Origin of the sequence: Streptococcus sanguinis (assembly GCF_003943735.1) — a bacterium.
Taxonomy (GTDB): domain Bacteria; phylum Bacillota; class Bacilli; order Lactobacillales; family Streptococcaceae; genus Streptococcus; species Streptococcus sanguinis_E.
This window is the reverse complement of the sequence record NZ_RJMV01000002.1, coordinates 315,376-338,547: the sequence shown is the minus strand read 5'-3', so window position 1 is coordinate 338,547 and position 23,172 is coordinate 315,376. Positions and strand designations below refer to the sequence as shown.

At 40.4% G+C, this 23,172-nt stretch carries 26 protein-coding genes and 4 pseudogenes; 6 read left to right on the top strand and 24 right to left on the bottom strand.

The window, feature by feature from the left end:
• Positions 1-47: 47 nt before the first annotated feature.
• The 7 genes from D8877_RS04200 to D8877_RS04170 all read right to left on the bottom strand — a co-directional run bounded on the left by D8877_RS04200 (position 48) and on the right by D8877_RS04170 (position 6,733).
• Positions 48-749, bottom strand: coding sequence for a histidine phosphatase family protein (locus D8877_RS04200; protein WP_002908733.1), 702 nt, complete (start codon positions 747-749; stop codon positions 48-50).
• 136 nt (positions 750-885) lie between these two features.
• Positions 886-1,782, bottom strand: coding sequence for a hypothetical protein (locus D8877_RS04195; protein WP_002908732.1), 897 nt, complete (start codon positions 1,780-1,782; stop codon positions 886-888).
• Between the two features lie 132 nt (positions 1,783-1,914).
• Positions 1,915-3,252 carry a PFL family protein gene (locus D8877_RS04190; protein WP_125352506.1) on the bottom strand — a complete coding sequence of 446 codons (1,338 nt, stop codon included), beginning with the start codon at positions 3,250-3,252 and terminating at the stop codon, positions 1,915-1,917.
• 10 nt (positions 3,253-3,262) lie between these two features.
• Positions 3,263-3,529, bottom strand: a complete 267-nt coding sequence (locus tag D8877_RS04185; RefSeq protein ID WP_002893729.1) for an ACT domain-containing protein — start codon at positions 3,527-3,529, stop codon at positions 3,263-3,265.
• Positions 3,530-3,863: 334 nt separating this feature from the next.
• On the bottom strand, positions 3,864-4,808 hold the full coding sequence (locus D8877_RS12270) for an ATP-grasp domain-containing protein (protein ID WP_185760156.1): 945 nt from the start codon (positions 4,806-4,808) through the stop codon (positions 3,864-3,866).
• A gap of 14 nt (positions 4,809-4,822) precedes the next feature.
• Complete coding sequence (locus D8877_RS04175; RefSeq protein WP_002911691.1) at positions 4,823-6,073, bottom strand: dicarboxylate/amino acid:cation symporter; 1,251 nt, start codon at positions 6,071-6,073, stop codon at positions 4,823-4,825.
• Positions 6,074-6,289: 216 nt separating this feature from the next.
• Complete coding sequence (locus D8877_RS04170; protein WP_002911690.1) at positions 6,290-6,733, bottom strand: hypothetical protein; 444 nt, start codon at positions 6,731-6,733, stop codon at positions 6,290-6,292.
• Positions 6,734-7,195: 462 nt separating this feature from the next.
• Here D8877_RS04170 and D8877_RS04165 point away from each other — a divergent pair, with 462 nt between their 5' ends.
• Complete coding sequence (locus D8877_RS04165) at positions 7,196-7,432, top strand: hypothetical protein (RefSeq protein WP_002911689.1); 237 nt, start codon at positions 7,196-7,198, stop codon at positions 7,430-7,432.
• Positions 7,422-8,558 carry a YcjF family protein gene (locus D8877_RS04160; protein WP_002911688.1) on the top strand — a complete coding sequence of 379 codons (1,137 nt, stop codon included), beginning with the start codon at positions 7,422-7,424 and terminating at the stop codon, positions 8,556-8,558. The genes D8877_RS04165 and D8877_RS04160 overlap by 11 nt, the downstream gene beginning before the upstream one ends.
• A 479-nt stretch (positions 8,559-9,037) precedes the next feature.
• Here D8877_RS04160 and D8877_RS04150 read toward each other — a convergent pair whose 3' ends face one another.
• From D8877_RS04150 to D8877_RS12265, 11 genes and pseudogenes are all read right to left on the bottom strand, one after another.
• Complete coding sequence (locus D8877_RS04150; protein ID WP_000126416.1) at positions 9,038-10,087, bottom strand: DUF389 domain-containing protein; 1,050 nt, start codon at positions 10,085-10,087, stop codon at positions 9,038-9,040.
• A complete protein-coding gene (locus tag D8877_RS04145) occupies positions 10,084-10,407 on the bottom strand; it encodes a potassium channel family protein (protein ID WP_000825751.1) in 324 nt (107 codons plus the stop codon). The genes D8877_RS04150 and D8877_RS04145 overlap by 4 nt, the downstream gene beginning before the upstream one ends.
• Positions 10,404-10,763 carry a hypothetical protein gene (locus D8877_RS04140; RefSeq protein ID WP_000397555.1) on the bottom strand — a complete coding sequence of 120 codons (360 nt, stop codon included), beginning with the start codon at positions 10,761-10,763 and terminating at the stop codon, positions 10,404-10,406. Before D8877_RS04140 ends, D8877_RS04145 begins: the two co-directional genes overlap by 4 nt.
• Positions 10,688-10,990 (bottom strand): TMEM175 family protein, encoded by a 303-nt coding sequence (locus D8877_RS04135; RefSeq protein WP_006151097.1) that lies wholly within the window; start codon positions 10,988-10,990, stop codon positions 10,688-10,690. The genes D8877_RS04140 and D8877_RS04135 overlap by 76 nt, the downstream gene beginning before the upstream one ends.
• Positions 10,991-11,854: 864 nt before the next feature.
• Positions 11,855-12,193 (bottom strand): Cd(II)/Zn(II)-sensing metalloregulatory transcriptional regulator CadX, encoded by a 339-nt coding sequence (cadX, locus tag D8877_RS04120; protein ID WP_000711078.1) that lies wholly within the window; start codon positions 12,191-12,193, stop codon positions 11,855-11,857.
• Between the two features lie 11 nt (positions 12,194-12,204).
• Positions 12,205-12,819, bottom strand: a complete 615-nt coding sequence (locus D8877_RS04115) for a CadD family cadmium resistance transporter (RefSeq protein WP_002911684.1) — start codon at positions 12,817-12,819, stop codon at positions 12,205-12,207.
• Positions 12,820-13,118: 299 nt separating this feature from the next.
• Positions 13,119-15,182, bottom strand: a complete 2,064-nt coding sequence (locus tag D8877_RS04110; protein ID WP_009660066.1) for a heavy metal translocating P-type ATPase — start codon at positions 15,180-15,182, stop codon at positions 13,119-13,121.
• A 1-nt stretch (position 15,183) separates the two neighbouring features.
• Positions 15,184-15,462, bottom strand: a complete 279-nt coding sequence (locus D8877_RS04105) for a DUF6110 family protein (RefSeq protein ID WP_002893755.1) — start codon at positions 15,460-15,462, stop codon at positions 15,184-15,186.
• Between the two features lie 180 nt (positions 15,463-15,642).
• Positions 15,643-16,233: pseudogene (locus tag D8877_RS04100) on the bottom strand (IS256 family transposase); the annotation flags it as partial.
• 148 nt (positions 16,234-16,381) lie between these two features.
• Positions 16,382-16,715, bottom strand: a pseudogene (locus tag D8877_RS12415) (diacylglycerol/lipid kinase family protein); the annotation flags it as partial.
• Between the two features lie 3 nt (positions 16,716-16,718).
• A pseudogene (locus D8877_RS12265) lies at positions 16,719-16,862 on the bottom strand (IS982 family transposase); the annotation flags it as partial.
• Between D8877_RS12265 and D8877_RS04090 the strand changes: the two are divergent.
• The 3 genes from D8877_RS04090 to D8877_RS04080 all read left to right on the top strand — a co-directional run bounded on the left by D8877_RS04090 (position 16,856) and on the right by D8877_RS04080 (position 18,287).
• Positions 16,856-17,146, top strand: a complete 291-nt coding sequence (locus tag D8877_RS04090; protein ID WP_037614148.1) for a hypothetical protein — start codon at positions 16,856-16,858, stop codon at positions 17,144-17,146. The pseudogene D8877_RS12265 and the gene D8877_RS04090 overlap by 7 nt on opposite strands.
• Before the next feature lie 66 nt (positions 17,147-17,212).
• Positions 17,213-17,821: a DUF1269 domain-containing protein gene (locus D8877_RS04085; protein ID WP_002893760.1), complete on the top strand. Its 609-nt coding sequence runs from the start codon at positions 17,213-17,215 to the stop codon at positions 17,819-17,821.
• Positions 17,822-18,065: 244 nt separating this feature from the next.
• Positions 18,066-18,287: a tyrosine-type recombinase/integrase gene (locus D8877_RS04080; RefSeq protein WP_002893762.1), complete on the top strand. Its 222-nt coding sequence runs from the start codon at positions 18,066-18,068 to the stop codon at positions 18,285-18,287.
• Positions 18,288-18,396: 109 nt separating this feature from the next.
• Here the strand turns inward: D8877_RS04080 and rpsI are convergent, their stop codons facing one another.
• The 5 genes from rpsI to rlmB form a co-directional block, all read right to left on the bottom strand.
• Positions 18,397-18,789 carry a 30S ribosomal protein S9 gene (rpsI, locus tag D8877_RS04075; protein ID WP_002911681.1) on the bottom strand — a complete coding sequence of 131 codons (393 nt, stop codon included), beginning with the start codon at positions 18,787-18,789 and terminating at the stop codon, positions 18,397-18,399.
• Positions 18,790-18,808: 19 nt separating this feature from the next.
• On the bottom strand, positions 18,809-19,255 hold the full coding sequence (gene rplM / locus D8877_RS04070; RefSeq protein ID WP_002893769.1) for a 50S ribosomal protein L13: 447 nt from the start codon (positions 19,253-19,255) through the stop codon (positions 18,809-18,811).
• Positions 19,256-19,437: 182 nt separating this feature from the next.
• Positions 19,438-20,301, bottom strand: a complete 864-nt coding sequence (locus D8877_RS04065; protein ID WP_002926023.1) for a DegV family protein — start codon at positions 20,299-20,301, stop codon at positions 19,438-19,440.
• On the bottom strand, positions 20,291-20,812 hold the full coding sequence (locus tag D8877_RS04060; RefSeq protein ID WP_002926025.1) for an NYN domain-containing protein: 522 nt from the start codon (positions 20,810-20,812) through the stop codon (positions 20,291-20,293). The genes D8877_RS04065 and D8877_RS04060 overlap by 11 nt, the downstream gene beginning before the upstream one ends.
• Complete coding sequence (gene rlmB / locus D8877_RS04055; protein WP_002934494.1) at positions 20,809-21,537, bottom strand: 23S rRNA (guanosine(2251)-2'-O)-methyltransferase RlmB; 729 nt, start codon at positions 21,535-21,537, stop codon at positions 20,809-20,811. The genes D8877_RS04060 and rlmB overlap by 4 nt, the downstream gene beginning before the upstream one ends.
• A 152-nt stretch (positions 21,538-21,689) precedes the next feature.
• On the opposite strand from rlmB, the gene D8877_RS04050 reads away from it, so the two are divergent.
• Complete coding sequence (locus D8877_RS04050) at positions 21,690-22,649, top strand: aromatic acid exporter family protein (protein WP_125340350.1); 960 nt, start codon at positions 21,690-21,692, stop codon at positions 22,647-22,649.
• Positions 22,650-22,706: 57 nt separating this feature from the next.
• On the opposite strand, the pseudogene D8877_RS12575 reads toward D8877_RS04050, so the two are convergent.
• Positions 22,707-23,081 (bottom strand): annotated as a pseudogene (locus D8877_RS12575) (DUF6287 domain-containing protein); the annotation flags it as partial.
• Positions 23,082-23,172: the final 91 nt, after the last annotated feature.

Here is a 23,172-nt window from a genome sequence, read left to right as displayed (position 1 = left end):
CGCCATCTGGCTTTCAAAGCAAAAAGCAGGAGTCTCAAAACTCCTACTCATTCTTGATTTTCTCGGTCTAATATAGCTGCGCCAATCTGACGGTAAGACACATCTCCCAAGGCTTGAATGCTGAAGCGACCATTTTCATACTCCAGCACTGTGACACTGCCATTATCGACATTAGGATTTTTCGTGATCTTCTCATCAACCAGATAAGCCAGGGTACCAATGGTCATGCTGTGGCTGACGACCAGAGCATTGCCACCGCCTGAGGACTCAACCTCCCTAGCAATGGCTTCAAATCCTTCTAAAATTCGACCGCTAAGCTTGTCCCAAGGTTCAGCCCAGCCAGCCGAATCCACTTCTACCAGACCATTCGCCAAATCCGGCCAACTGAGTTCCTTGTAATTATCCGTCTTAAGAACTCGTGGGATAACGCCATGAAAGAGCTCACCACCATAAGCACCATCAAAACTGCCGAAGCACCACTCCCGGATGCGCTTGTCATAGCGATAGGGAATCTGGCCAGTCAAGCCCAGCTCCTCTAGGATAATCCCCATGGTCTGAATGGTCCGGCCGCTATCACTGGAAAAAGCCTTGACAAAAGGCAAACCCGACTCTCGCAATCCGATGCCCAGCTCACGAATACCTCGCTCGCCTTCGGCAGTCAGCGGGGTATCAGACCAGCCCTGAGCCCGGCCAATAGTATTGAACATGGTCTTGCCATGACGGATAACATAGAGTCTTGTTTTTGACATAGTTTACCTCTTTTATTTTTGTTTGTTATAGTAAATTTTGAAAAAGGCCTTTGGCTTCTTTAGGATAAAGAAGAGGGAGAACTCGGTTTCCCACTATGATAGACAGCTTCTCACTGTGAAGTCAGCATCTAATCAACTATAGAGACTTAACATGAACTTTGCCGGCACTGACACACCCAAGAATAATGTACAGATAATGGAGCCAATAATTAAGACCAAACTGTCCGGATAAAGCGGCTTTATTAATAGCGATAATGGCTTGCAAAATATTGCCTTCCCCTTGGTAAAAAGAATTGGCATAACCGATTTGAACAGCTACAAAGCTCATCGCTAAAGTAAAAAAGAAACTTGCCACAATTCCTAAAACAGAAATACCTTTGACAAACTTTTCATAACAAGCAATGCTAAATAGCAGTGTAAAACCTGATATGAAGCCCATGGCCAAGGATGCACCTGTCAGGAAGAAGACAAGACATGCACCAAGCAAGCTCGTCGAGAATGCTCCGAGAACACCCAGAAAATAATGTATTTTCTGCGGACTTTGATGAGGAAGAGGGCGCTTTGTCACCTTATCCTGTGAGATGGAAATCATTCGCTCATAGCTAGATGGCGTGAGAAAGAGCCAATCTCCTTTGAACTGATACAGGTCGACCTCTCCGGTTTCACCAGTTTTCTCACAGGCGCTAACCAGCCCTTGCTCCTCAAAGTAGCGGGTGCAGTCCTCGATAGCCTCCTCCAAAATATCCGGCAGCAGATCCCGATCCTGATCAGCCAAAATCTGACAGGCCAAGTTATAGCCAGCTCTTTCAAAATCAATCAAAACCTCGGAATCGTTGATCAGAGCTTCCAAGGTATCTCGACCGATATAGCCCTGCTCACATCTGACCGAGAAAAAAATCGCAAATTCATCGCCATCTGTTATGGTCTCTAGATAAAAAGCATAATCCCTTCTACGGCCATATATAATGCCGCTCTCTTTATCAAAATCCAAACCTAAATCAAGGGCCAGCTCAGCTAGCTCTCTTTTATTCATAACCTAAACAATCTCCTTATAATCCCCTACATTTCAAGCATCCAGCTATATGCAATCCCGCAAACTCCTACTCGGAAACTGAATAGCTGTCCTTTATAATGCTTTCTTAAAAGCTGTTTCAAATCTAGCTGTTTAATTTTTAAAGCTGTGAATAGGCGCTGGAATCTGACCACCCCGCGCGATGAAGGCAGCTGACGAAGCCTGATTGACCTTCATGACCGGAGCTGTTCCCAAGAGCCCGCCAAATTCAATCATATCGCCTTCCTTGCCCTTTGGAATAATCCGCACAGCTGTCGTCTTTTGATTGATAACGCCAATCGCTGCCTCATCCGCAATCATGGCTGCGATGGTTTCAGCCGGTGTCGCCTCTGGAATGGCAATCATATCCAAACCTACCGAGCAGATAGCTGTCATAGCTTCTAACTTTTCTAGATTGAGCGAGCCATTTTGCACAGCCGCAATCATGCCCTCGTCTTCTGACACAGGAATGAAAGCACCAGACAGTCCGCCAACCTGATTGCAGGCCATGACACCGCCTTTTTTGACTTGGTCATTGAGCAGGGCAAGTGCTGCTGTCGTGCCATGAGTGCCAACTGTTTCCAAGCCCATTTCTTCCAAGACACGAGCCACTGAGTCTCCGACTGCCGGTGTTGGAGCCAGACTCAAGTCAACAATCCCGAACTTGACACCCAGACGCTCGCTGGCCATCTGACCGACCAACTGACCGATACGAGTGATTTTGAAGGCCGTTTTCTTGACCGTTTCCGCGACCACATCAAAGCTCTCACCACGGACCTTTTCCAAAGCTCGCTTGACAACACCTGGACCAGAAACCCCGACATTGATGACCACATCGGCCTCACCAACACCATGAAAGGCCCCCGCCATGAAAGGATTGTCCTCTACCGCATTGGCAAAGACGACTAGCTTGGCCGCCCCCATGTCAGAAAGCTGGGCTGTTTCCTTAATAATCCGCCCCATATCCGCAACTGCAGTCATATTGATGCCGGTCTTGGTTGAGCCGATATTGACAGAGGAACAGACCTTGTCCGTCTCAGCCAAAGCACGTGGAATAGAATTAATAAGAATTTCATCGCCTTTTTGATAGCCCTTTTGAACCAAGGCCGAGAAGCCGCCGATAAAGTCAACGCCGATTTCCTTGGCCGCCTTGTCTAAAGCCTTGGCCAAAGGCACATAATCTCTGCTGTCTGTCGCTGCCCCAATCAGAGAAATCGGAGTCACTGAGACCCGCTTATTGACGAGAGGAATCCCGAGCTCTGCTGCAATTTCATCCCCAACTGCCACCAGATCTTTCGCTTTGGTCGTGATTTTTTGGTAAACCTTCTCCGCTGCCCGATCAATATCAGTGTCGATACAGTCTAAGAGTGAAATGCCCATGGTGATGGTCCGAATATCAAAATTCTGCTCCTCAATCATGGCAATGGTCTCTGTTACTTGTCTAATATCCATCCTTCACTCCTTAGATATTGTACATGGCATCAAAAATGGCTGCGCTTTGAATGTTGATTTTGACGTTGAGCTCTTGGCCGAAAGCTTCAAACTCATTGCGAAGGGCCGTAAAATCTTGCTTTTCATCGCTTGACACCAAGGCCATCATGGTAAAATATTCCTCCAAAACGGTTTGGGAAATATCGTCAATATTCAGCCCCAGCTCCGCTATCTTAGTGGAAACTCCGGCTACAATCCCTGTTTTATCTTTTCCGACAACGGTAATAATTGCTTTCATGCTTGGCTCCAATCATTTTTAGTTTGTCTCATTGTAGCATAAATTCGAGGATTTTGTATACTATTTCAGAAAATAAAGACAGAAGGTTCGGATATTGCAAATAGCACAGGGTTCTTGTTTTAAGACAAACACTTAAAAATCACACCTCCCAATTGATGCAAGGTGTGATTTCAGTAATAAGTACTGCTATTTTTCCAAATAGGCATGAAGTGAATAGGTAGGAAAGGCCAATTCACTCGCTATCCCCGAGGTGAGCTATAGATACATTTATTATCCTTACAAAGAAAAATCAATCTTTAATAAAAGCCTCCTAAACAGAAAGCTTTTGTTTGTTTTAAATTTGTTCTGGATAGGATGCTGCCAGCTCGTTCTTTAGATATTCTGCCAGATGCTGATGAGCAAAAATTCCTGCTTTTTCTTCTGCTGTCGGATTATAGTTGGTATTGGTGTTCACATCATAGACATAGATCTGACCTGCCTCCGACTCTACCCACTCAATAGCCGCCACATCAATACCAGCCTGAGCTAGAAATGTCTCGTAAGCCTGCCTTTGACTAGCAGGCAGCGGCTCCGTGATTTGAAACTTATCCGAGGTCTCTAGCTGAGCAGGCCTTTGTCCAATCTGACACCCATCTGCCGGGCAAAGCTGAAAGCCCTCTGATGAATCGATGGACACTGTATAAAGAAACTTCTGGTTGATAAACTCCGAACGACGAATCCGACCATCCGCAGGCTTGATATAGGCCTGAAGCAGGGTAATCCCATCCACAGAAGGCTCAAAAGCAGGACCGTCTACATAGGCTTCCAACTCTTCCTCACTATTGAAGAGCTGTACTCCCAAACCTTTCCCAGCCCGATTATGCTTGGTAATCAGGGGATAAATATTAAGCTTTCTAGCCGCCTCAAGAATATTCTCCTGTCCCAAAACGGCTACTGTCTCTGGATAAGCAATTCCAACTTCAGAAAGCTTCAAATATTGTTTAATCTTACTTATTTCTAAATTAATAGCCCCGCTGCCGTTGATGACTTTACGACCGTGAGCTTCCAGCCAAGTTAGAACTTGCTCTGTAAATTCAGGTGCATAGCGGTGTCCACGCGTATGAGAAGAAGCAGACATCCGATTGTAGAAAATTCCTGTTGGGGGCGGACTCTGCAAATCTAGAATCCCACTTGACAAATCCCACAGTTCATAAGGCACATCTTTTTCCTCCAGCCACTTGACCAAGTGCTGCGTCCACTCCAAATTTTCATGAATAACGTATACTTTTGCTTGACTCATAAGTCTTCTCTCCTTTAGGAATACCGAACAGCCAGCTTGCTGCTTTTTGATTCTTCTACTACATTGCCTTCCGTCTTTTCAATAACACTGACGGCCAAGACCTGACCTAGAACATTGAGGGCAGTGCGACCAGCATTGACAAAGAAATCAACCGCAAAAATCAGGGCAACGCCTTCTACCGGCAAGCCTAGCTGAGGCGCAGCTGCCAGCAAGACAACAATCGCTCCTGAAGGCACCGTTGCAGCTGTTTTACCAATCAAAGTCAAAAGCAAAACAGTAAAGAAAAGCCCTGATACAGAAAAAGCAATCCCATAAGCATGCGCAATAAAAATAGTTGCTACAGAGAAATACACAGCAGCCCCCTCAAGATTAAAAGTGTAACCCAAAGGCACAACCAAATCTATGACATGCTCATCATAGCCCTGCTTCTTTAAATCTTTCAACAGCGGCGGCAGGACAACACTGGAACTGCCAGAGACAAAAGCCAAAGTCAAAAGACTCCAAATCCGTTGCAAGCTTGTTAGATAAGGAATTCTGAAAGTAAGAGCAATCAAAGGAAAAATCACTAAAGCTAGAACCCCATAAGCCAGATAAGTCCCTGCTACAAATTGCCCCAAACCGGCCAACTTGTCAACTCCTGTCGTAGCCACATCCTTAGCAATAAAACCAAAAATACCAATCGGAGACAGCTTCACAATCACACCGACAATTTTATAAATAGCCTCAATCCAAATTTGTAATAAATCAATAAACTTCTGTGACTTGTCTTCCTTAAGACTCCCAAGACCATAACCCAAAAATATCGCAAAGACGATGATAGGAAGCAAAGCCCCTTCTGAAAGCGACTTGACGATATTAGAGGGAATGAAGCTAAGCAAAAACTCATCCAACTGAATACTTTTGGCAATCCCGTCAATGCTGGATCCCGCCTGACCGATATTGACTCCCTGACCAAAGCCCAGATAATAAGATGCAAAGACAAAAATAAAAGTAATCGCCGTCGTGACCCCAAAGAAATAGAGCAGACTCTTTGACAAAAGCTTCCCGAAAGATTTCTTGCCGATCACACCAGCCACAGCTACGACCACAACTGGAAAGACCAGTGGAATAATCACCATATTAATCAAACTGATAAAAGCTTGACCCAGAAATTGGTAAAAAGCCGAAAACTGCGGCCAGATAAGAGCAACAAGAACACCCAAAATCAAAGCAATCAAGAGTTGCAAGCCCAGAGAAACCTTTGACCATAAAGAAACTAACTTCATTCCAAACTCCTTTAGTCTATTTTGATAGCTATTTTACTATGATTGCCCCTATCTGGCTAATATATAATTTCTATGAAAGTAATAGAAGAATTTTATGGGAAGTTGAATAATGGAAAAAAGACATCCAAGAAATAGCTCTTGAATGTCTATTAGTTTTATGCCTATAGAATGATTCCTCTAACGAAGCATATATTATTAAAACTTTTCAAATTCTAATTAGTCAATCGGTTCACCTCCGATACTTATGTAATTACCTATAATCATTTCTTCAAGATTTACACTTTCATCATCATTAATCGGTATATCCACTCCCCAACCCGATTCTTCAATATTATTGATTCGCCCAAAAACATTAATATAATACTCGGGATTTGTAAGCCCACCATCACTCCATTGCGTCTCTTCCCAATCAATCTGAACTGATTCGACTTTTGGACTTTGAGCTTTTACCAAATCTATAATTTCTTGCTCATGTTCTTTGAGATAAGCGAGCTGTTTTTGCTTGATAGCTTCTTTATCATCTTTGATAGCCTTTTTTGAAGAAGTAATTTTCTTATCTTGTTTATTACTTTCTTTTTGAGTCATGGCACATCCTCCCAGACTTACGAGCGCAACTATTGTTGCAATTGTTGCAATTATGATTTTCGTTCGTTTCTCCATAACGTCTCCTTAATTTTTTTGATACCACATTAATTCTCTAAAACAACTGGTACGATCCATACTAATTTTTCAGTCACTCAAAACCCAATGCTACACATCTAGTTTACTATATAAATTTTTTAAAATCTATAAATTACTAAATCTTATCAAGCAATTTACTTAGACTTATTTTACAAATCATAGCCACCCATCTAGGGACCACACACGCAAGGCAGGTGGTTTATTTTTCTTGTACCTTGGAGAGCCAGACAGGCTGAAAACCACATAACTACTTCTCTATCTTCAAGATCTTTACATCCTCTTCATTACACCTAATAGAACTCTGCTAACATTACTTCAATTTCTATCGGAGAAGTTGTTCTAAAATCTTTAAAACAAAGAGATAACCAAAATCATTAAATTGACTCTTTTAATTTCTTATATGATATAATTATTTTAAAAATCATATTAGTGAGAAATATTATGTCAAAGACAAAAGGTAACAAAAAAAGAAATTCTTCTAAAGTAAAATATATCTTAGGAAGTGGAGTTTTAATTCTAGCTTCTACAGTGATTCTGCCTAAAGTTTTGAAAAAAACTACAAATTATTTGTATAAAAAGCAAGTAAAAATAACTAATCATCGAAAAGTAACTTTTGATTGCAAGGACAAATTGGTTAAAAAATCTGAATATAAAAAGGTAGAAGAACATGCAAATTAATACTGACAATATTGCGCAACAATGTCTCAATGCGATTAATGATAGAATTCACAATTTAAAAAGATTAAACATCATCGTAATTGGGAAATCAGGTGTCGGTAAAAGCACACTAATCAACAGTTTGTTTAGAGGTAATTTTGCCGATACTGGATTGGGTAGACCAGTAACTCAGGAAATTCGCAAAATTGAAAAAAATGGATATCCTTTGGCTATCTATGATACACCCGGCTTTGAATTATCATATACCCAACAGGAGAGTGTCAAAGATGAAGTGATTAACCTAATTAACAACGGTTACTCTTCTAATGATATCAATGAGGTGATCCACTGCATTTGGTATTGTATTAATGTCGGTTCAAACCGTACTTTCGATAGTTCGGAAGTGGAATGGCTTAGAGAGTTTTCTGAGAAGAATAAAACGTCTAAGGTACCTATCATTGTTGTCCTTACTCAATCTGTACCTAAGAAGAAAGCACTAGAAATGAAAGCTCATGTTGAGCAGGAAAACTTAGATGTTTGTAAAGTTGTGCCAATTTTAGCTCAAGATATGGATTTTGATGAGGAATATGTCGCTAAAGCTTTTGGATTAGATACTTTGATTGATGTAATGTCTGAGGTATTGCCAACTGAACTACAAGATACTCTCCAAAATATCCAAAAAGTATCTCTGGAATCTAAAAAAAAACATGCTAGGGCAGTCATTGCGACTGCAGTAGCAGCAAGTTTTGGTGAAGGTTTCGCTCCAGTTCCATTCGCAGATGCATTCATGCTTGTTCCAACCCAGATAAGCATGATTACTGGCATCACTGTAATATTTGGCCTTGATATAAATAAAACTTTTCTAACCGCCTTTGTATCCTCAACCTTAGGGTCTGGGGGAGCAACATTCCTCGGAAAAACAATTGTCTCTAATATACTCAAATTTATTCCCGGAGTAGGAACAGCAGTTGGCGGAACGATTTCTGGAACCACTGCTGGATTAATTACAACTGCTTTAGGCGAGGCTTACCTATTTTTAATGGAACAAATATTTAAAGGAGAAATAAGCAAAGAAGCACTAGGTACTCCTGCCGGACAAAAACAAATGACAAAACTTTTTAGAGAACAATTATCTAAAAAAAGATAATACACCAAGATTTTGAATCTTGGTGTATTTTTAGGTTAAATTGTTTTTTACATCAAAAAAGACATCCAAGAGAAATTCTTGAATGTCTGTAAATGTTGATAGTATCGTATTGATTAACGTTTTGAGAATTGTGACGCTTTACGAGCTTTCTTAAGACCTGGTTTGGAAAGTATGAATTTCAGTTGGACTAAAAACAGCGTAATATCAAGACTTTTCTCCGCTTTTATAAAAGCTTTTTTCCAATCAAATTCAACTAATTTTATCCGAATGGTGTGGATTTTACCCCCAAAATTACAGAGAATGGAGCTGATAAACACTAAACGTTCACACCATTAGTTAAATGATTTTTTGTTCATCATTTTTCTTAGATGATAGAACTTCTAATTTATTTCTTATTCAAGCAAAAACAACCTGCTATAAGTAAGAAAGAGGAAGATACAAGAAAAACACGGCGTAAAAACCGATTCAGTTCATTGTCCTCAATCCTTGTCTGCTTCATTTTCTTTTACGAGATCGTTTTGTGAATCTTTTTCAGAGAGTTTTTGATCAATATACTTGTCAATGTTTTCATAAAATTCCTTGGTCGCTTCACTATCTAATGTTGGCGAGTTCTGAACTTGATTCACTTTCAATTGAACAGATTGAATACCGTAAGAGGCTTGTTTTTGGTGGAGTGTTTCTAATTCTTCTTCTGAAATCGGATCTCCAACAACCGTCAAGACCAATTCATTGTTACTTGACTTGTAGACTTGATTAATAACCGTATAATTGGCGAACTCTTTTCCTACAAACTGTTTGATCCCTTCTTTGCGCGCTTGTTCTATTGTCAGAGTAACTGCCGAATAGCTAGCTGGAAGAATCAACAATACAATCAAAGATATCAAGCCAATTCTCATTTTAATGCTCAGCTCTTTAAATGAAGTTAAAGGAGATTTTCTCATCAAAATTCTTGTTCCAACAATGTTGGCTAGCATGATAAAGACACAGTTGATCAAGAAAAGATAGAGAGCCCCCAATAAAAATCGTACATTCCCATTAGCTAAACCATAGCCAGCAGTACAGATAGGCGGCATCAGAGCTGTAGCAATGGCTACTCCTGGCACGATATTGTTTGCTTCTTTTTTCCTTGAACCGATCACACCAGCAATCCCACCAGCAATAGCAATGAGGACATCCCAAATGGTTGGAGAGGTTCGTGCAATCAACTCGCTACTTGCATAAGACAAGGGAGAAATCCAGAAATACAGAGTCGAGACAAGCAAACTGACCAACACTTGAGTCAATAAAACCTCTAGAGATTGCTTGATTAAACGCGTATCAAAAATAGCTAAACCGAATCCCAGTCCAACAATCGGTGTCATGAGAGGTGAAATCAACATGGCTCCTATAATGACAGCTGTTGAATTCATATTTAGTCCGATAGAGGCAATAAAAATTGCACACATCAAAATCGCTGTATCTCTCAATCGAACATGAAGGTCATCGTATAATTTCTCACGGTATTCCCGTGTTGAATAATTGGCAGTCATTTGTCCTCTCCTCTTTCCTTATTTAAATTGGTATAATAATTAAAAATAACAGCTGATAAACAGCCAAAAAATATGAGCCCATAAATCGTCAAGAAGACACTGGTAATCCTTCCAATCAAGGTCACAGCTAGGAGATCCCCGTAGCCGACAGTCGTCGAAGTCACAAAAGCATACCAAAGACCGTCTCCGTAATTTGTGATAGCAGGTTCAACTAGGAAAAGCACGCCTCCTGACCCAAAAACAAAGGTCACAAAACTCAGAGCAAACCGAGTAAAACCCGTAACCTGCATAATATGCCATAACATTTTTAAACGTTTCATTTGTTCTCCTTATTCATACTAGCTCCTGACCGAGCCGTTTTTTTCCAATAATCAAAGTGAAGATAGGACATGATCTCCATCAGAGAAAGATAGACAAACTGATAGATCTGATTTAAGCTGATTATCAACTGATATTGTTTGAAAAATGACTGGAAGAAAGACCAGATATGACTGTCTTGAATCAGTCCCTTCTTAATATCAGACAGGATATTAGCTAAAGCTCCCAAGGACTGAAACGGTAAATCCTTGACATTTATATAGATCCGGTCCACCACATCATTCAGACTGGTATCTTGGATGGCATGAAATTCTCCAAAGAGAACTCCTGCCGCTCCAAGAGTAGAAACAAATTCCACCAAATAATTTCTGAGGAAATTTTCTCAACCTTTTCCCATAATGTGTTTAGTGCCATCCATAACGATCCCAACCAGAAAAAGGAAAGAAAACAAGCAAAGAAATTTTGCCGTAAATCCCAAAAAGCTTCAAGACTTGGTGTTGTTGGTTTTTCTAACTCTAAAACCAAGATGGTCATAATAATTGCTAGAACAGCATCTGTCAATACAATTAATCTGTCTTTCTTCATCGGATTGCATCCCCTTTCTTTTTTGTAACATTCTATCTTATCGCATAATATTGGATATTCTTTCATAATCCGACTACAAACAAAAATAAACCAAAAAGTATGTCCCTATTATACTATATTTAACTCTAGAAGTATTCATCCATCTAATTAATAAATATATCATATTTCACAATAAGTGAATACTATCAAAGATTCATCCCCTTTCACTTCATCATGTAGTGTTGCTTAGATTTATCAAAAACAACCAAATTTGTATTAATTTCAAGTATCACCTAGTTACAAAAATTTGGGGTGAACAGAAAAAGCATCCCGTATTTTTGATACGAAATGCTTTCAATAAGTTTAAATAAGTTTTAACGTTTACTAAATTGTGATGCTTTACGAGCTTTTTTCAAGCCTGGTTTGGAAAGTATGGGTTTCAGTTGGACTAAAAACAGCGTATTATCAAGGCTTTTCAGAACGATATCTACTGATTAATTTCATAAAATATGAATCAATAGATTATAAATAGGGGAATAGTTTAGGTCTGTAAGCATTAAAATAATACACCTAACTTTGATCACCATTTTTTTAGTTATTCACTCTTTTTTCAGATAGTGTTTTTAAAGTTATGATATAAAATGCCGCAATTAAAACACTATACATCATAATCGGAGGATAGACAATTAAGGATAGAATCAATCCCACTCCTTTAATTATTAGGTCAGGTATCAATAACTTTCTATATTGTGCGGTAGCTTCAAGTAATTCTTTCTGATCTATATTGGGTTTATCAATTACTTTATGTAAAAACCAGTTTGCTACCGTTGAAACAACAACGATTATAATCTCCCTATAATCATGGAAAAGTAGTAAAAATAGTTGTTATCCTAGTTGATTAAAAAAATCTCTGATTTCCTCATCCTTTATAAAATAATATATAATTTTCCCCTCTCTTCTAGTGTCCAAGATGTTTTGATTGGCTAGTTTACGAAGATGGTGGGAGGCAGATGCCATACTGAGATTTAATAAACAGGCTATATCGCAGACACAGAGTTCTTCGACGGCAAGGAGATAAAAGATGATATTTATCTGTTTATTATCGGTAAATTTTGATAAAATGCGAAGTGATTTTTGGACTTTTTCCTTTTCAAGGTAGTTCGTTGCGGTTGTAACATTTTGTTGATTTATAACATCCACTTGACAGATACTATCTTTTTTCATAATTTTTTCTCCTAGCCTAACACAGCCCATAGCATGTCAAAGCTGTTGTTTTCAATCAGGATATACATCCCCAATCCTAAATAGACAACGGCAATAAACCATCTACTATATTTTTCCAAAGTTTCTCCAACAGAAGGGACTTGTGCTAATTTTTGGGCAGAAAAAACCAAGAGATAAATCATGACTAGAAAAGTAAGTAAAGTCACTATCAAATTCGCTAAATTTAAGGTGGTAAAATATGGGACAAAGACACCAATATTATCAGCGCCACAACTTGCAAAAGTAATCATAGCGACTAGAAAAATCAGGTTTTTATTGTCTTTTCGCAAACCATCTTTTGCAATAGCTTCTCCATCAGAATCTCCTAAAAGCAAAACTTTGAGGCCTAGGAAAATTGGAATCAAACCGAGTAAACCTAAAATCTCTTTACTAGGAATATAATTTAAGACAAATGCAAAAAGCAAACTTAGGAATATTAGACTAACAGAGCCTAGAAATTGTCCTAAATAGATGTTAATGATGTCCTTTCTGCTTTTTCTTTTGGCAAAAAATAACATTAGGATAATAAGTAAGTCTACGGCTGTCCCAGAATACAGGATTATTGAAGTAACAATATTTTGAATCATAAAACACCTCATTCAAATATATTTTTGAATGTATTCTAACATTAACCTTTGTAGATGTCAACTTCAAATCCACCAATTAATAATTGCATGTCAATATTTGTATTGTGAAACTAGTTTCAGAAATATATAGTCTTAAAGTATGTCCACTGCCAATGGTTTTTTCAATATTTAAAAGGAGAGAACCAATTTGGTCCTCTCCAGGGTATAATTTTCCATCAACCCACTACAGTTGACAAAGAGCCGTTATTCTCAAATGAGACAACTCCTTTTAGTTTTTATAACCTCAGCTTCTCGGTCTCTTACCTAGTTTTAATAGAAAGACTACGAAGGACGATTCTTAAAGTAGTCAGATTGTGCAATATCGAAAGATTAGATGGGCTTAACCAATTTAACAACCCAAATCCAATTAAACTTCCATTTATTACAACTGTTTCTTGAATATTTCTTTGAATTAATTTCTGCAACGATTCAGATAAAGAATTCAATTCCTCGAAGAAATCTAAACGATTATCTAATAATAAAATATCACTCATCTGCTTAGAAATATCAGCACTTTCATTCATCACAACCCCAATATCTGCAAGCGTCAAGGCAGCAGAGTCGTTTAACCCGTCTCCAACCATCAAAATAGTTCGGCCAGCTTTCTGTAATTCCTGAACCAACTGAAACTTACCATCTGGTTTTAAATCAGTATAAACGTTGTCAAATGGCAGATCTTTAACCAACTCTTCTGTTCTAGCCAACGTATCACCAGTTGCCAGAATCAGTTTTTTCCCTTGGCGCTTTAGCTTTTTCAATGCAACTTTCGCCTCGCTTCTCAAGGGAGTGTGGATACAAAACATCCCAATTAATTCTTTCTTATAAGCCAAAAACAATAAATTGTAATGAGTCTTATATTGCTCAATCAAGGCCAGCTGCTCAGAACTAATTCTTACCTGTTCGTCTTGCATTAGTACATAATTTCCAATGACAACCGATTGACCATCAATTTGCGATTTAATCCCTTTGCTTGCAACATACTGAAGCTTGCCATGCATTTCTTCGTGTTCAATGCCTTCAATTTCAGCTTGTTTAACAATTGCATTGGCAATAGGATGATAGATATGTTCCTCCAAACATGCACTTATTCTTAAAATATCTTTCTCAGTATAATCTCCGAAAGGAAGAACCTTTTCAACCAAAGGATAACTCGTCGTGATGGTACCCGTTTTATCAAACAAGAAAGTATCCACTTCCAGATATTTTTCTAATACATCACCATCTTTAATAACCATTTCTCGATTTAGACCTTCCTTTATGGCCGTAAGGTAGGCTACAGGTGTGGATATTTTTAGAGCACATGAAAAATCCACCAATAAAAAGGAAATGGCTTTTGAAAACGAACCTGTTAACAGATAAGTCAAACCAGCACCTAAGAAGTTATATTTTACAACCTTGTCTGCCATCCTAATAAAATGACGTTGTTTTGTCTTCTTACTCTCTTCAGATTTTTTCATCAGATTGATGAGTTGCAAAATACGACTGTTTATCTGATTATCAGTCACACGAATTCTTAACTCTCCTGTTTCCAAAACAGTATTCGCACATACAGAATCTCCCTCTTTCTTTTCAACAGGGAAGCTCTCTCCAGTCAAGGAACTCTCATTGACCATGCCTAATCCTGAAACCACTTGGCCGTCAAACAAGATTTCATTCCCTTGGGAGACAACTAATACATCACCTACTTGAACATCAGAACTCTTGATGCTGATGACCATGTCTCCCCGCACTAAGAAAACATCACTTTCTTTAGCAAGAAGGCTTTGTTCCAAATCTGTTGCTGTTTTTTTTAAAGACCACTGATCCAGATGATTACCCAAATCAAGCATAAACATGATGTTGCTAGCTGTCTTGGATTGGTTCATAAACAAGGACAACAAAATGGCCGAACAGTCCAAGACCTCCATGGTTAGTTCCTTGCGCGCTAAAGTTTGATAGGCTTCTTTGACATAACCCAAAGCCTGATAACAAGTCCAAATATAACGAATAGGGTAGGGTACAAAACTTCGAAACAGCAAACGCTTAATCGCTGCACCCGATACAATTGAATAAGCACTCTCTTCTCTACGAATGGGAAGAGTCATCAAGTCCGAAACTTTCCCCTTGTCAATTTTTTTTAAAAAGGCCTCTGCATTTTCTAATACAGAGAAGCCTTCTTTCATACGTAGAGTAAAGTGCTGCTGATCCATATAAAACTGAATAGAGTCGATCCCTTTTTCATCTTTAGCCAAGGAACGAAGATAATCTTGAATATCCAAGGTCAGTGAAAACGAGGACGATAATCGGATATGTTGATATCCTCTGTGTAGCACTTTAAAAGACATATTATTCACCTGTCAGGCTATCTAATTGTTCTTCTTTCTTTTCCTGTTCGTATAAATATTTAGCGTCTTGTAAAACATCATCACCGTGTTGTTTTACAACAGAAACAGATGCATCCAGTCCATCTTTCAATTTGTAAGCTTTAGCCAAGGCCTTAGAATAGCCTTTCTTAGCTTCTTTACTTGCTAAGACTTTCAAGCCAAGCGTCCCAAATGCTACCCCTCCTAAGAAGAGAGATGATTTTTTCGCAACTTTTGCGACGTTTAATACTTCTTTTAACATGTTTATTTCCTCCTTGTAACTATTGTAGCGAAAAATGACAGCAAAAGCAATTGCTGATATCTGATATATAGATAAAATTCTCTATACTGATATTTAATTATATTATGATGAAAACAATATACTTTATTTTTTGATACTGTCAATAATTATGTGTAAACACTTAAGTAGAGTTACGGAGTGTTAATTAAATAAGCTTTCAAGTGTATCAGAACATTGACCAAACCCTTTATGGATTCGTTGACTTTGCTTGAAATTATAATCTTCAAACAACGTAACTAAGTAACGTTCCAGAGCCTCCTCATTAGGAAAAAGAACCTTCTTTTTCGTTTGATGTTTGATTTCTTTGTTAAGAGACTCAATGAGGTTTGTCGAATACATGCTGTGCCAAATCTGGTAGGGAAACTGATAAAAAGTTAAAAGATTATCCGTCTTCTCCAGACTTTCCATGACTTTCCTATACTTTGGTTTCCATTCGGCGAGAAAGTCCTCTAAAGCTTGTCCTGCCATTTCTAAATTTTCAGCACGATAAATCATTATAAATTGCCCCAGAATAACCGCTCTATCTGCTCGTTTCACTTTACTAGCTAGATTTCGACTAATATGAATTAAGCAACATTGTTGTTTAGCTAATGGGTGAGCCTGACTGATAATCTGCTCAAGCCCCTTAAAGCCATCTGTAACTACAAGAGAAATCTGTTGGATTCCTTGGTTTTGAAGCTTGTCTAACAGGGTGGACCAAGAAGCATTGTTTTCTTGAGGCAACTGTGCATAGCATATCTCTATGCGACTAAAGTCGCTAGAGCTATCCTAATTGCGCACCGCCAGTTCTCATAGAAAAAAACACCTTGCAAGATGCAAAGTGTTTTCGTTTGTATTCTGCTGTCCAGCAACGAATTAACGTTTAGAGAACTGGCTAGCTTTACGAGCCTTTTTCAAGCCTGTTTTCTAGTATTTTTATATCTATTGGCAGATTATCCGACTTATCCCCATCAACATCTGACTCTAACTCAACCTCTGAAGAAATCCTAATATTGCGTACTTTGATATATTCGATATTATTGTTACCTACTAGATCCCCTTTTTAATAAATCTGGGATAGCCGATAATTTAGAAATGATGGATGAATCCTTTAAAATCAAGATATTTCCATATTCATCTGTATTTTCATCAAATAGTTTTTTGTCTGCATAGTAATTGGATAGAAGAACTAAGACCTGAGTAGCTTCACCTTCATAATTGCCATTTTTGCTTTCAAAAGGTAATAATTGCTTGTTCATAGCTTGGCGAATCAGTTGCACCAGCCAAATTAATTGTCTTGACCGACGAATAAAGCGACTTCTTTCAAGGATTCGACCATAAGGAAACAGTTGGCAGATTCTATAAAAGTGTCGATGTGATTCGGCACGCTCATCAGACTCGCTACACAGAGCTGGTACATAATATCTGCTATAATTTTCTGGAAGATTTGGTCAAGCGGTCTTTTAGCCGTGTGACAGGCATACAGGAAAAACACTATTTATTTACTTTTTGCACGGGAGGCTTTAAGATGTTGCTGGACGCCTTTCTTGATAATCACTCAGAGTCGCCAGAGTGTCTGGGCTGGGATATGGCAAAGATATACCGCTGCCTGAAACTGTTCTTTGACGCTGATAAACGCGACATATCAATTAAAATGTCGCACTAAAATGATTGAAAAGTGATTGAAACTGTATTATAATGAACGTATATATTTAGAAAAGAGGTACTAACTATGGAAAACCTAGTAGTTTCAGTCTTTAACACTGAAAGCGAAGCTTATCAGTCCTTTGCGGATTTGAAGGCTTTCCGCCAAACTCAGACGACCAAGGTTGCTCAAATCGCCTTGGTCAAAAATGAAAACGGTCACATCGTTGAAAAAGAACGCTATGACTTTGAAGATTCAACGACGGATGCAACCCTAGAAGGTGGCTTGCTCGGTGCAGTTATCGGGCTTTTGGGTGGTCCTATCGGCGTCTTGTTTGGTTATGGTATTGGCAGCCTCTATGGTTTGGCTGCTGGTGATACCGTTGATACGGCAGAAGCTGGCTTGATTGACGTTGTGTCTCAAAAATTGATCGACGGCGAAACAGCCGTTGTCGCCTTGGTGCAAGAAAACAACGAAGCAGTCATCGATGCTTACTTCACCAAGTACGACACCCAAATCGTGCGTTGGGATGTAGCAACCGTCGTAGCCGAAATCGAAGCAGCTCTGCAAGTCCAAGAAGACCTCTACAACCAGGCACGTGCACAAATGAAGGCTGAACGTAAAGCCGAACGCAAGGCTAAACTTGAAGAATTCAAGGCAAATGTCAAAGCAAAATTTGACAAATTGAAAGCCTAACGTCTAAGCGTCTCATAAATTTAAATGTGACTGAGACACCATTTAAAATTTATGTGCGTCGGATTCTCACAGTTAAATAATTGCGTTGACAAAGCCGTTACAGCCGTTCTTCCATTCTTTGAAAAGAATGTTTAATAGACAAGAAATCTGGACTAGTATTGGTCTGGATTTTTTTGTGAATATAGAGGTCATAGCTTTTTGACTATGCTTCGTTATAATTAGAAAAATTTTAAGTTTTATCAAGATGAAATCAGTCAGACGAAGACATCCCGAATTAGCACCAGCATCACCACACAAACTAAGACATACTGGTGCTACTCTTGCTAAACAAGCAGGTGTTTCTCTTGAAGCCTTCTCAGAAGCTCTTACTCATAGTGATAAAGAGATTACAAAAACTTACGTTAATATCAAAGATAAAGTCAATCAGACTGTAGGTGATATTGCTTTTCGTAGTTTAAAAAATTGATGGGGTGAATATGGGGTGAATTTTGGGGTGAACTTTGATTTTTTGAAACAAAAAAGACATCCAAGAAATAATTCTTGAATGTCTGTAAACGTTGATATAATCGTATTGATTAACGTTTTGAGAATTGTGATGCTTTACGAGCTTTCTTAAGACCTGGTTTCTTACGTTCTACCATGCGGGCATCACGAGTAAGAAGGCCTGCGCGTTTCAATGAATCGCGGAAGTCAGGGTCTACTTGAAGAAGGGCACGAGCGATACCGTGACGGATAGCGCCTGATTGACCAGCGTAGCCACCACCATCAACGTTTACGAAAACGTCGTATTGACCAACAGTTGAAGTAACTACGAATGGTTGGTTGATAACCAAGCGAAGGTCAGCGTGTGGGATGTACTCTTCAACATCTTTTTTGTTTACAGTGATTTTACCAGTTCCTGGAACAAGGCGAACGCGTGCAACAGCGTTTTTACGACGTCCAGTACCTGCATATTGTGCTTGTGACATAGCTTATTTGTTCCTTTCCTTAGATAAGTCCTGAAATATCAAGAACTTCTGGTTGTTGTGCAGCGTGAGTGTGCTCAGCGCCTACAAATACTTTCAGCTTCATACCTTGAGCGCGGCCAAGAGTATTGTGCGGAAGCATACCTTTAACTGATTTTTCGATCAAACGAACAGCGTTCTTAGAGCGAAGCTCACCTGCTGAGATTTGTTTCAATCCACCTGGGTACATTGAGTGAGTGTAGTAGATCTTATCAGTCGCTTTTTTACCAGTCAATTTTACTTTTTCAGCGTTGATAACGATTACGAAGTCACCTGTATCAGTGTGTGGTGTGAAGGTTGGTTTGTTTTTTCCACGAAGTACGCTTGCTACAACAGCAGAAAGGCGTCCAAGAGGTACATCAGTAGCGTCAACTACGTACCATTTGCGTTCAACTTCACCTGGCTTAGCCATGTATGTTGTTTTGTTCATGATTTCTCCTATATAAATATCGTTTTTGTTTACAGGGCGGATGTTCCGGTCCGCGAGTTATTTGAAAGGTTCCGGGGCCTTACAAATGGGGTAAACAATACCGCCTACTATCATATCAAAAATAGTAGGCAAAAGCAATAGATTTGAAGCAATTATTTATGAAATAGCGATTTCATGTTTTCTTAATCTTGAATGTCTTGGGCAATACTAAAGAGTCCCAAAGTTCCAGGACCAGTATGGGTAGAAATGACAGGTCCCAGAGGCATGAGGAGAACTTCCTCTACTTGGTCGCTTTCCAGCAGCTGGGCTTTTAAACTCTCAGCAATCTCTTCGGCACCTGCATAGGCGATGACCACTCGCGGATCAGCAACTCCTTCCAGAGTCATGCGGACTACTTCGGCCTGCGCCTTCTTCTTACCGCGAACCTTAGCGACCGAGTCCAGAGTTCCATCTCCCTTGACAGCGATAATCGGCTTGATATTGACCAAGCTCCCCATAAGCGCAGCAGTTTTGGAAATCCGACCGCCCCGCATGAGGTGATTGAGGTCATCAACCAGAAAATAAGTCTTGACCTTAGGCACCAAGCTCTCAATCAAGTCCGCTGTCTGCTCCAAGGTCTGGCCTGCAGCTCTAGCTTCTGCTGCCTTCATGACTAAAAGTCCTTCCCCCATGGAAGCCGCCTTGGTATCAATGATACGAATCAGTGCATCTGGAAAATCTTCCAAGACTATCTCCCGTGCCATGACTGCGCTCTGATAAGTACCCGATAGGGCTGAAGCAAAGGCTACATAGAGAACTGGTATCCCTTCCTTGGCATAGCTGCGAAAGACATCTTCAAACTGGCCGACATTGATCTGGCTGGTAGTTGGCTTGCTTCCGGACTCCATCTTGTCCAGAAGTTCTTGGCTGGTCAGCTTGCCTGCACCAACTGTCTCATAGGTTTGTCCATCTAGCTGAATGGTCAGGCCTAGGACCTGCACGTCATTTTCCTGGGTCCAGTTTTCTGGCAAGTCTGCTGTTGAATCGGTTAAAATTTTAAAGGTCATCTTTTTTCTCCATCATTTTTTGTAAATCGCGCAAAGATTGGCTGTCCATCGGTCGCAAGGGTGGTCTTTGCAGATTGATTTTCCCGCTCAGCTTATTGAGGTCTGATTTGGTAACAGCCACTCGCTTCTCTAGCTCTCTAGCGGATACTCTCAAAGCTCCTTGGGCGAAGACAGTCCACTGCTCATTGAGATCGCTAGTCGCAACCGACACCTGATTTTTGGGTGTATTGAGCTCAGCTGCCAAGCGCTCAATATAGTCATCTGCCGTTTCCTCCTCTTCAGTGAAAACGACCGTCACATTAAACTCCTCGTAGGTCTGCCGAACTCCCGGCATATACTGGGCATCGAAGACGCAGATAACTTCCAGTCCTTCAAAGCTGGCATAATTGCTGAGCTTCTGGAGCAGAATCGTCCGTGCGGCATCTAGTTCTCCGCGGTTAAAGTAAGGACGAGTTTCCCGCCAAAAGGCCGTCATATTGTAGCCGTCCACCAGTAAGATTTTTCTTTTCATAGGCGATTGCGAAAGACTTCATACATGAGAATAGCTGCTGCGACACTGGCATTGAGGCTCTGGACATGCCCATTCATGGGAATGGAAATCATCTCGTCCACCTGCTTTTTGATATTGGTTGAAATCCCCTTGCCTTCGTTGCCGATGATGAGGGCCAGCTTGCCTGCTGTATTCCACTTATGAGAAGGCGTCCCCTGCATATCCGTCCCGAAAATCCAGAAACTAGCTTCCTTGAGCTTGTCCAGAGTCTGGCTGAGATTGGTCACACGGGCAATGGGAATATGCTCAATAGCGCCCGTTGAGGTCTTGGCTACGACTGGTGTCACACCGACGGCCCTGTGCTTGGGAATGATGACTCCAGCCACATTGGTCGCATCAGCCGTCCGCAAGATAGAGCCCAGATTGTGCGGATCAGTCAGTCCGTCCAAAATCAATAGGAGCGGATTGTCTTCCTGCTCTGCTTTTTTCAACAGCACCTCGAAGTCAGTATAGGCGAACTCAGCCACCCGCAGAACAAAGCCCTGATGAACAGCTCCGTCAGTCATTTCCTGCAAGGTTTTCTTAGGCGTCCATGAGATAGAAACCTTCTTTTCCGCTGCTAAATCTTTGATTTTGTCGACCTTTTTACCACGCAGGTCGTCTTGAATGTAGAGTTTATTTCCAGTGTTAGCCGCGAGAGCCTCTGTCACCGCATGCACACCGTAGACAATATCGTTTTTTTCCATAGGAATAGTATAACACAAAGGCGAAAGAATGGCGGCAGGATTTACTCGGGCGAGACAGAATTCTGCTCTGATAAAAAGCAATCAGCAGTCCCCAAGATTCCCCACCAGTCGTGCTATAATAGAAAGAAGTCTAAAAAAGGAAACTCCTACTCATGTCTCTCCTCCAACGTACCATCAAGCTTGTACTAGCTACCTGTCTAGCTGCTTGGCTGGCTGACTTTTTAGGTCTGGCCTACTCAACTTCAGCTGGAATTATTGCCATCCTCAGCGTGACCGATACCCGCCGCAGTACTGCAAAGCTAGCTGGCAATCGCTTTTTATCTACCCTGCTGGCTCTGGCTATCGGAAGCCTGGCTTTTCACTTTCTAGGTTTTCATCTCGGAGCATTGGCCATCTATATCGCGATCTATGTACCTCTGGCCTTTCGGCTTGGCTGGGAAATCGGCATTACCCCCAGTACCGTCCTGGTCACCCATCTGCTCTTAGAAAAATCCACCTCCTGGTCACTGCTTGGAAATGAGCTAGCTCTATTTCTTATTGGAACTGGCTTTGCTCTGCTAGCCAATCTCTATATGCCCTCGCGCCAGCAAGAAATTGACAGCTACCATGAGCAAGTGGAGGAACAGCTGAAAAAGATTTTGCTACGCTTTGAATATTTCTTAAAAGCTGGAGACGGCCGAAATGATGCAGCTCTGATTAAGGAGCTGGACAAGATTTTGCAGCAGGCCTTGCAGCTGGTCTATCTGGACCACTCCAACCACCTCTTTCACCAGACCAACTACCATATTCACTATTTTGAAATGCGACAGGCCCAAAACCGCATCCTGCAAGACATGGCCAGCAATATTAATAACTGCCATCTAGCAGCCAGTGAAAGCTTGATTTTAGCCCGTCTCTTCTCCCAGACCGCTAAGCAGCTGAGCCAAGAAAATCCCGCCCGAGACCTCTTGGACGAGATTGACAACTATTTGACCGTATTTCGCGAGCGGCCGCTCCCTAAAACCCGCCAAGAATTTGAAACCCGCGCCATGCTCCTGCAGCTCCTGCGAGACTTGGAAAACTTTATTAGAATTAAGGTGGAATTTTACGAGAATTATAAAGAAGAAAACTAGCCCTAGGCACTGGACTCCAATACTAACAAAACCATACATATCTTTGGCACCATATTCGCTCAAATGCTGAGTTTCACTCACCAAACCATTGGCATCAAACACCAATGTATTTCCAGTACCACTTTTCCAAGTACCTGCAATACTAGAGTAGTCTCCATTTTTTATCTCTTCTTCATTCATGGAAGATCCAGAACTTTCTGCTGCTGGCTCACTTGTATCTTCTGAACTGGGCACCTCTATGCTGCTAGAAGAAGTTTCCTGAAGGCTGGCTTGCTCTGAATCCTGGCTACTGCTAGACGCCTTAGACGAAGTTGTATTAGCACTACTGGTCTTTCCAGAAGAAGTCTCGATTTGTTTGTTATTTCTGTTGCTATACGCCCATAGCAGAAGCAAAACCAAGGCTATTACCGATATAACCAAATATTTTTTCACGATATTCTCCTTAACTAGTTTCTATTATTATAGCAAATACAGACACTAAAGAAAAGAGCTGCCGCAGCAACTCTGTTTTAGATATCTTCAA

Bases quoted from the DNA above. Each gene is read 5' to 3' on its own strand.
- D8877_RS04165 (WP_002911689.1), top strand. From the start codon at position 7,196: ATGTCAAAGACAAAAGGTAACAAAAAAAGAAATTCTTCTAAAGTAAAA.
- D8877_RS04200 (WP_002908733.1), bottom strand. From the start codon at position 749: ATGTCAAAAACAAGACTCTATGTTATCCGTCATGGCAAGACCATGTTC.
- D8877_RS04190 (WP_125352506.1), bottom strand. From the start codon at position 3,252: ATGGATATTAGACAAGTAACAGAGACCATTGCCATGATTGAGGAGCAG.
- D8877_RS04160 (WP_002911688.1), top strand. From the start codon at position 7,422: ATGCAAATTAATACTGACAATATTGCGCAACAATGTCTCAATGCGATT.
- D8877_RS04175 (WP_002911691.1), bottom strand. From the start codon at position 6,073: ATGAAGTTAGTTTCTTTATGGTCAAAGGTTTCTCTGGGCTTGCAACTC.
- D8877_RS04145 (WP_000825751.1), bottom strand. From the start codon at position 10,407: ATGAAACGTTTAAAAATGTTATGGCATATTATGCAGGTTACGGGTTTT.
- D8877_RS12270 (WP_185760156.1), bottom strand. From the start codon at position 4,808: ATGAGTCAAGCAAAAGTATACGTTATTCATGAAAATTTGGAGTGGACG.
- D8877_RS04195 (WP_002908732.1), bottom strand. From the start codon at position 1,782: ATGAATAAAAGAGAGCTAGCTGAGCTGGCCCTTGATTTAGGTTTGGAT.
- D8877_RS04105 (WP_002893755.1), bottom strand. From the start codon at position 15,462: ATGTTAAAAGAAGTATTAAACGTCGCAAAAGTTGCGAAAAAATCATCT.
- D8877_RS04115 (WP_002911684.1), bottom strand. From the start codon at position 12,819: ATGATTCAAAATATTGTTACTTCAATAATCCTGTATTCTGGGACAGCC.
- D8877_RS04110 (WP_009660066.1), bottom strand. From the start codon at position 15,182: ATGTCTTTTAAAGTGCTACACAGAGGATATCAACATATCCGATTATCG.
- cadX (WP_000711078.1), bottom strand. From the start codon at position 12,193: ATGAAAAAAGATAGTATCTGTCAAGTGGATGTTATAAATCAACAAAAT.
- D8877_RS04170 (WP_002911690.1), bottom strand. From the start codon at position 6,733: ATGGAGAAACGAACGAAAATCATAATTGCAACAATTGCAACAATAGTT.
- rplM (WP_002893769.1), bottom strand. From the start codon at position 19,255: ATGAACAAAACAACATACATGGCTAAGCCAGGTGAAGTTGAACGCAAA.
- D8877_RS04065 (WP_002926023.1), bottom strand. From the start codon at position 20,301: ATGACCTTTAAAATTTTAACCGATTCAACAGCAGACTTGCCAGAAAAC.
- D8877_RS04085 (WP_002893760.1), top strand. From the start codon at position 17,213: ATGGAAAACCTAGTAGTTTCAGTCTTTAACACTGAAAGCGAAGCTTAT.
- D8877_RS04080 (WP_002893762.1), top strand. From the start codon at position 18,066: ATGAAATCAGTCAGACGAAGACATCCCGAATTAGCACCAGCATCACCA.
- D8877_RS04150 (WP_000126416.1), bottom strand. From the start codon at position 10,087: ATGACTGCCAATTATTCAACACGGGAATACCGTGAGAAATTATACGAT.
- rpsI (WP_002911681.1), bottom strand. From the start codon at position 18,789: ATGTCACAAGCACAATATGCAGGTACTGGACGTCGTAAAAACGCTGTT.
- D8877_RS04050 (WP_125340350.1), top strand. From the start codon at position 21,690: ATGTCTCTCCTCCAACGTACCATCAAGCTTGTACTAGCTACCTGTCTA.
- rlmB (WP_002934494.1), bottom strand. From the start codon at position 21,537: ATGGAAAAAAACGATATTGTCTACGGTGTGCATGCGGTGACAGAGGCT.
- D8877_RS04060 (WP_002926025.1), bottom strand. From the start codon at position 20,812: ATGAAAAGAAAAATCTTACTGGTGGACGGCTACAATATGACGGCCTTT.
- D8877_RS04185 (WP_002893729.1), bottom strand. From the start codon at position 3,529: ATGAAAGCAATTATTACCGTTGTCGGAAAAGATAAAACAGGGATTGTA.
- D8877_RS04135 (WP_006151097.1), bottom strand. From the start codon at position 10,990: ATGAAGAAAGACAGATTAATTGTATTGACAGATGCTGTTCTAGCAATT.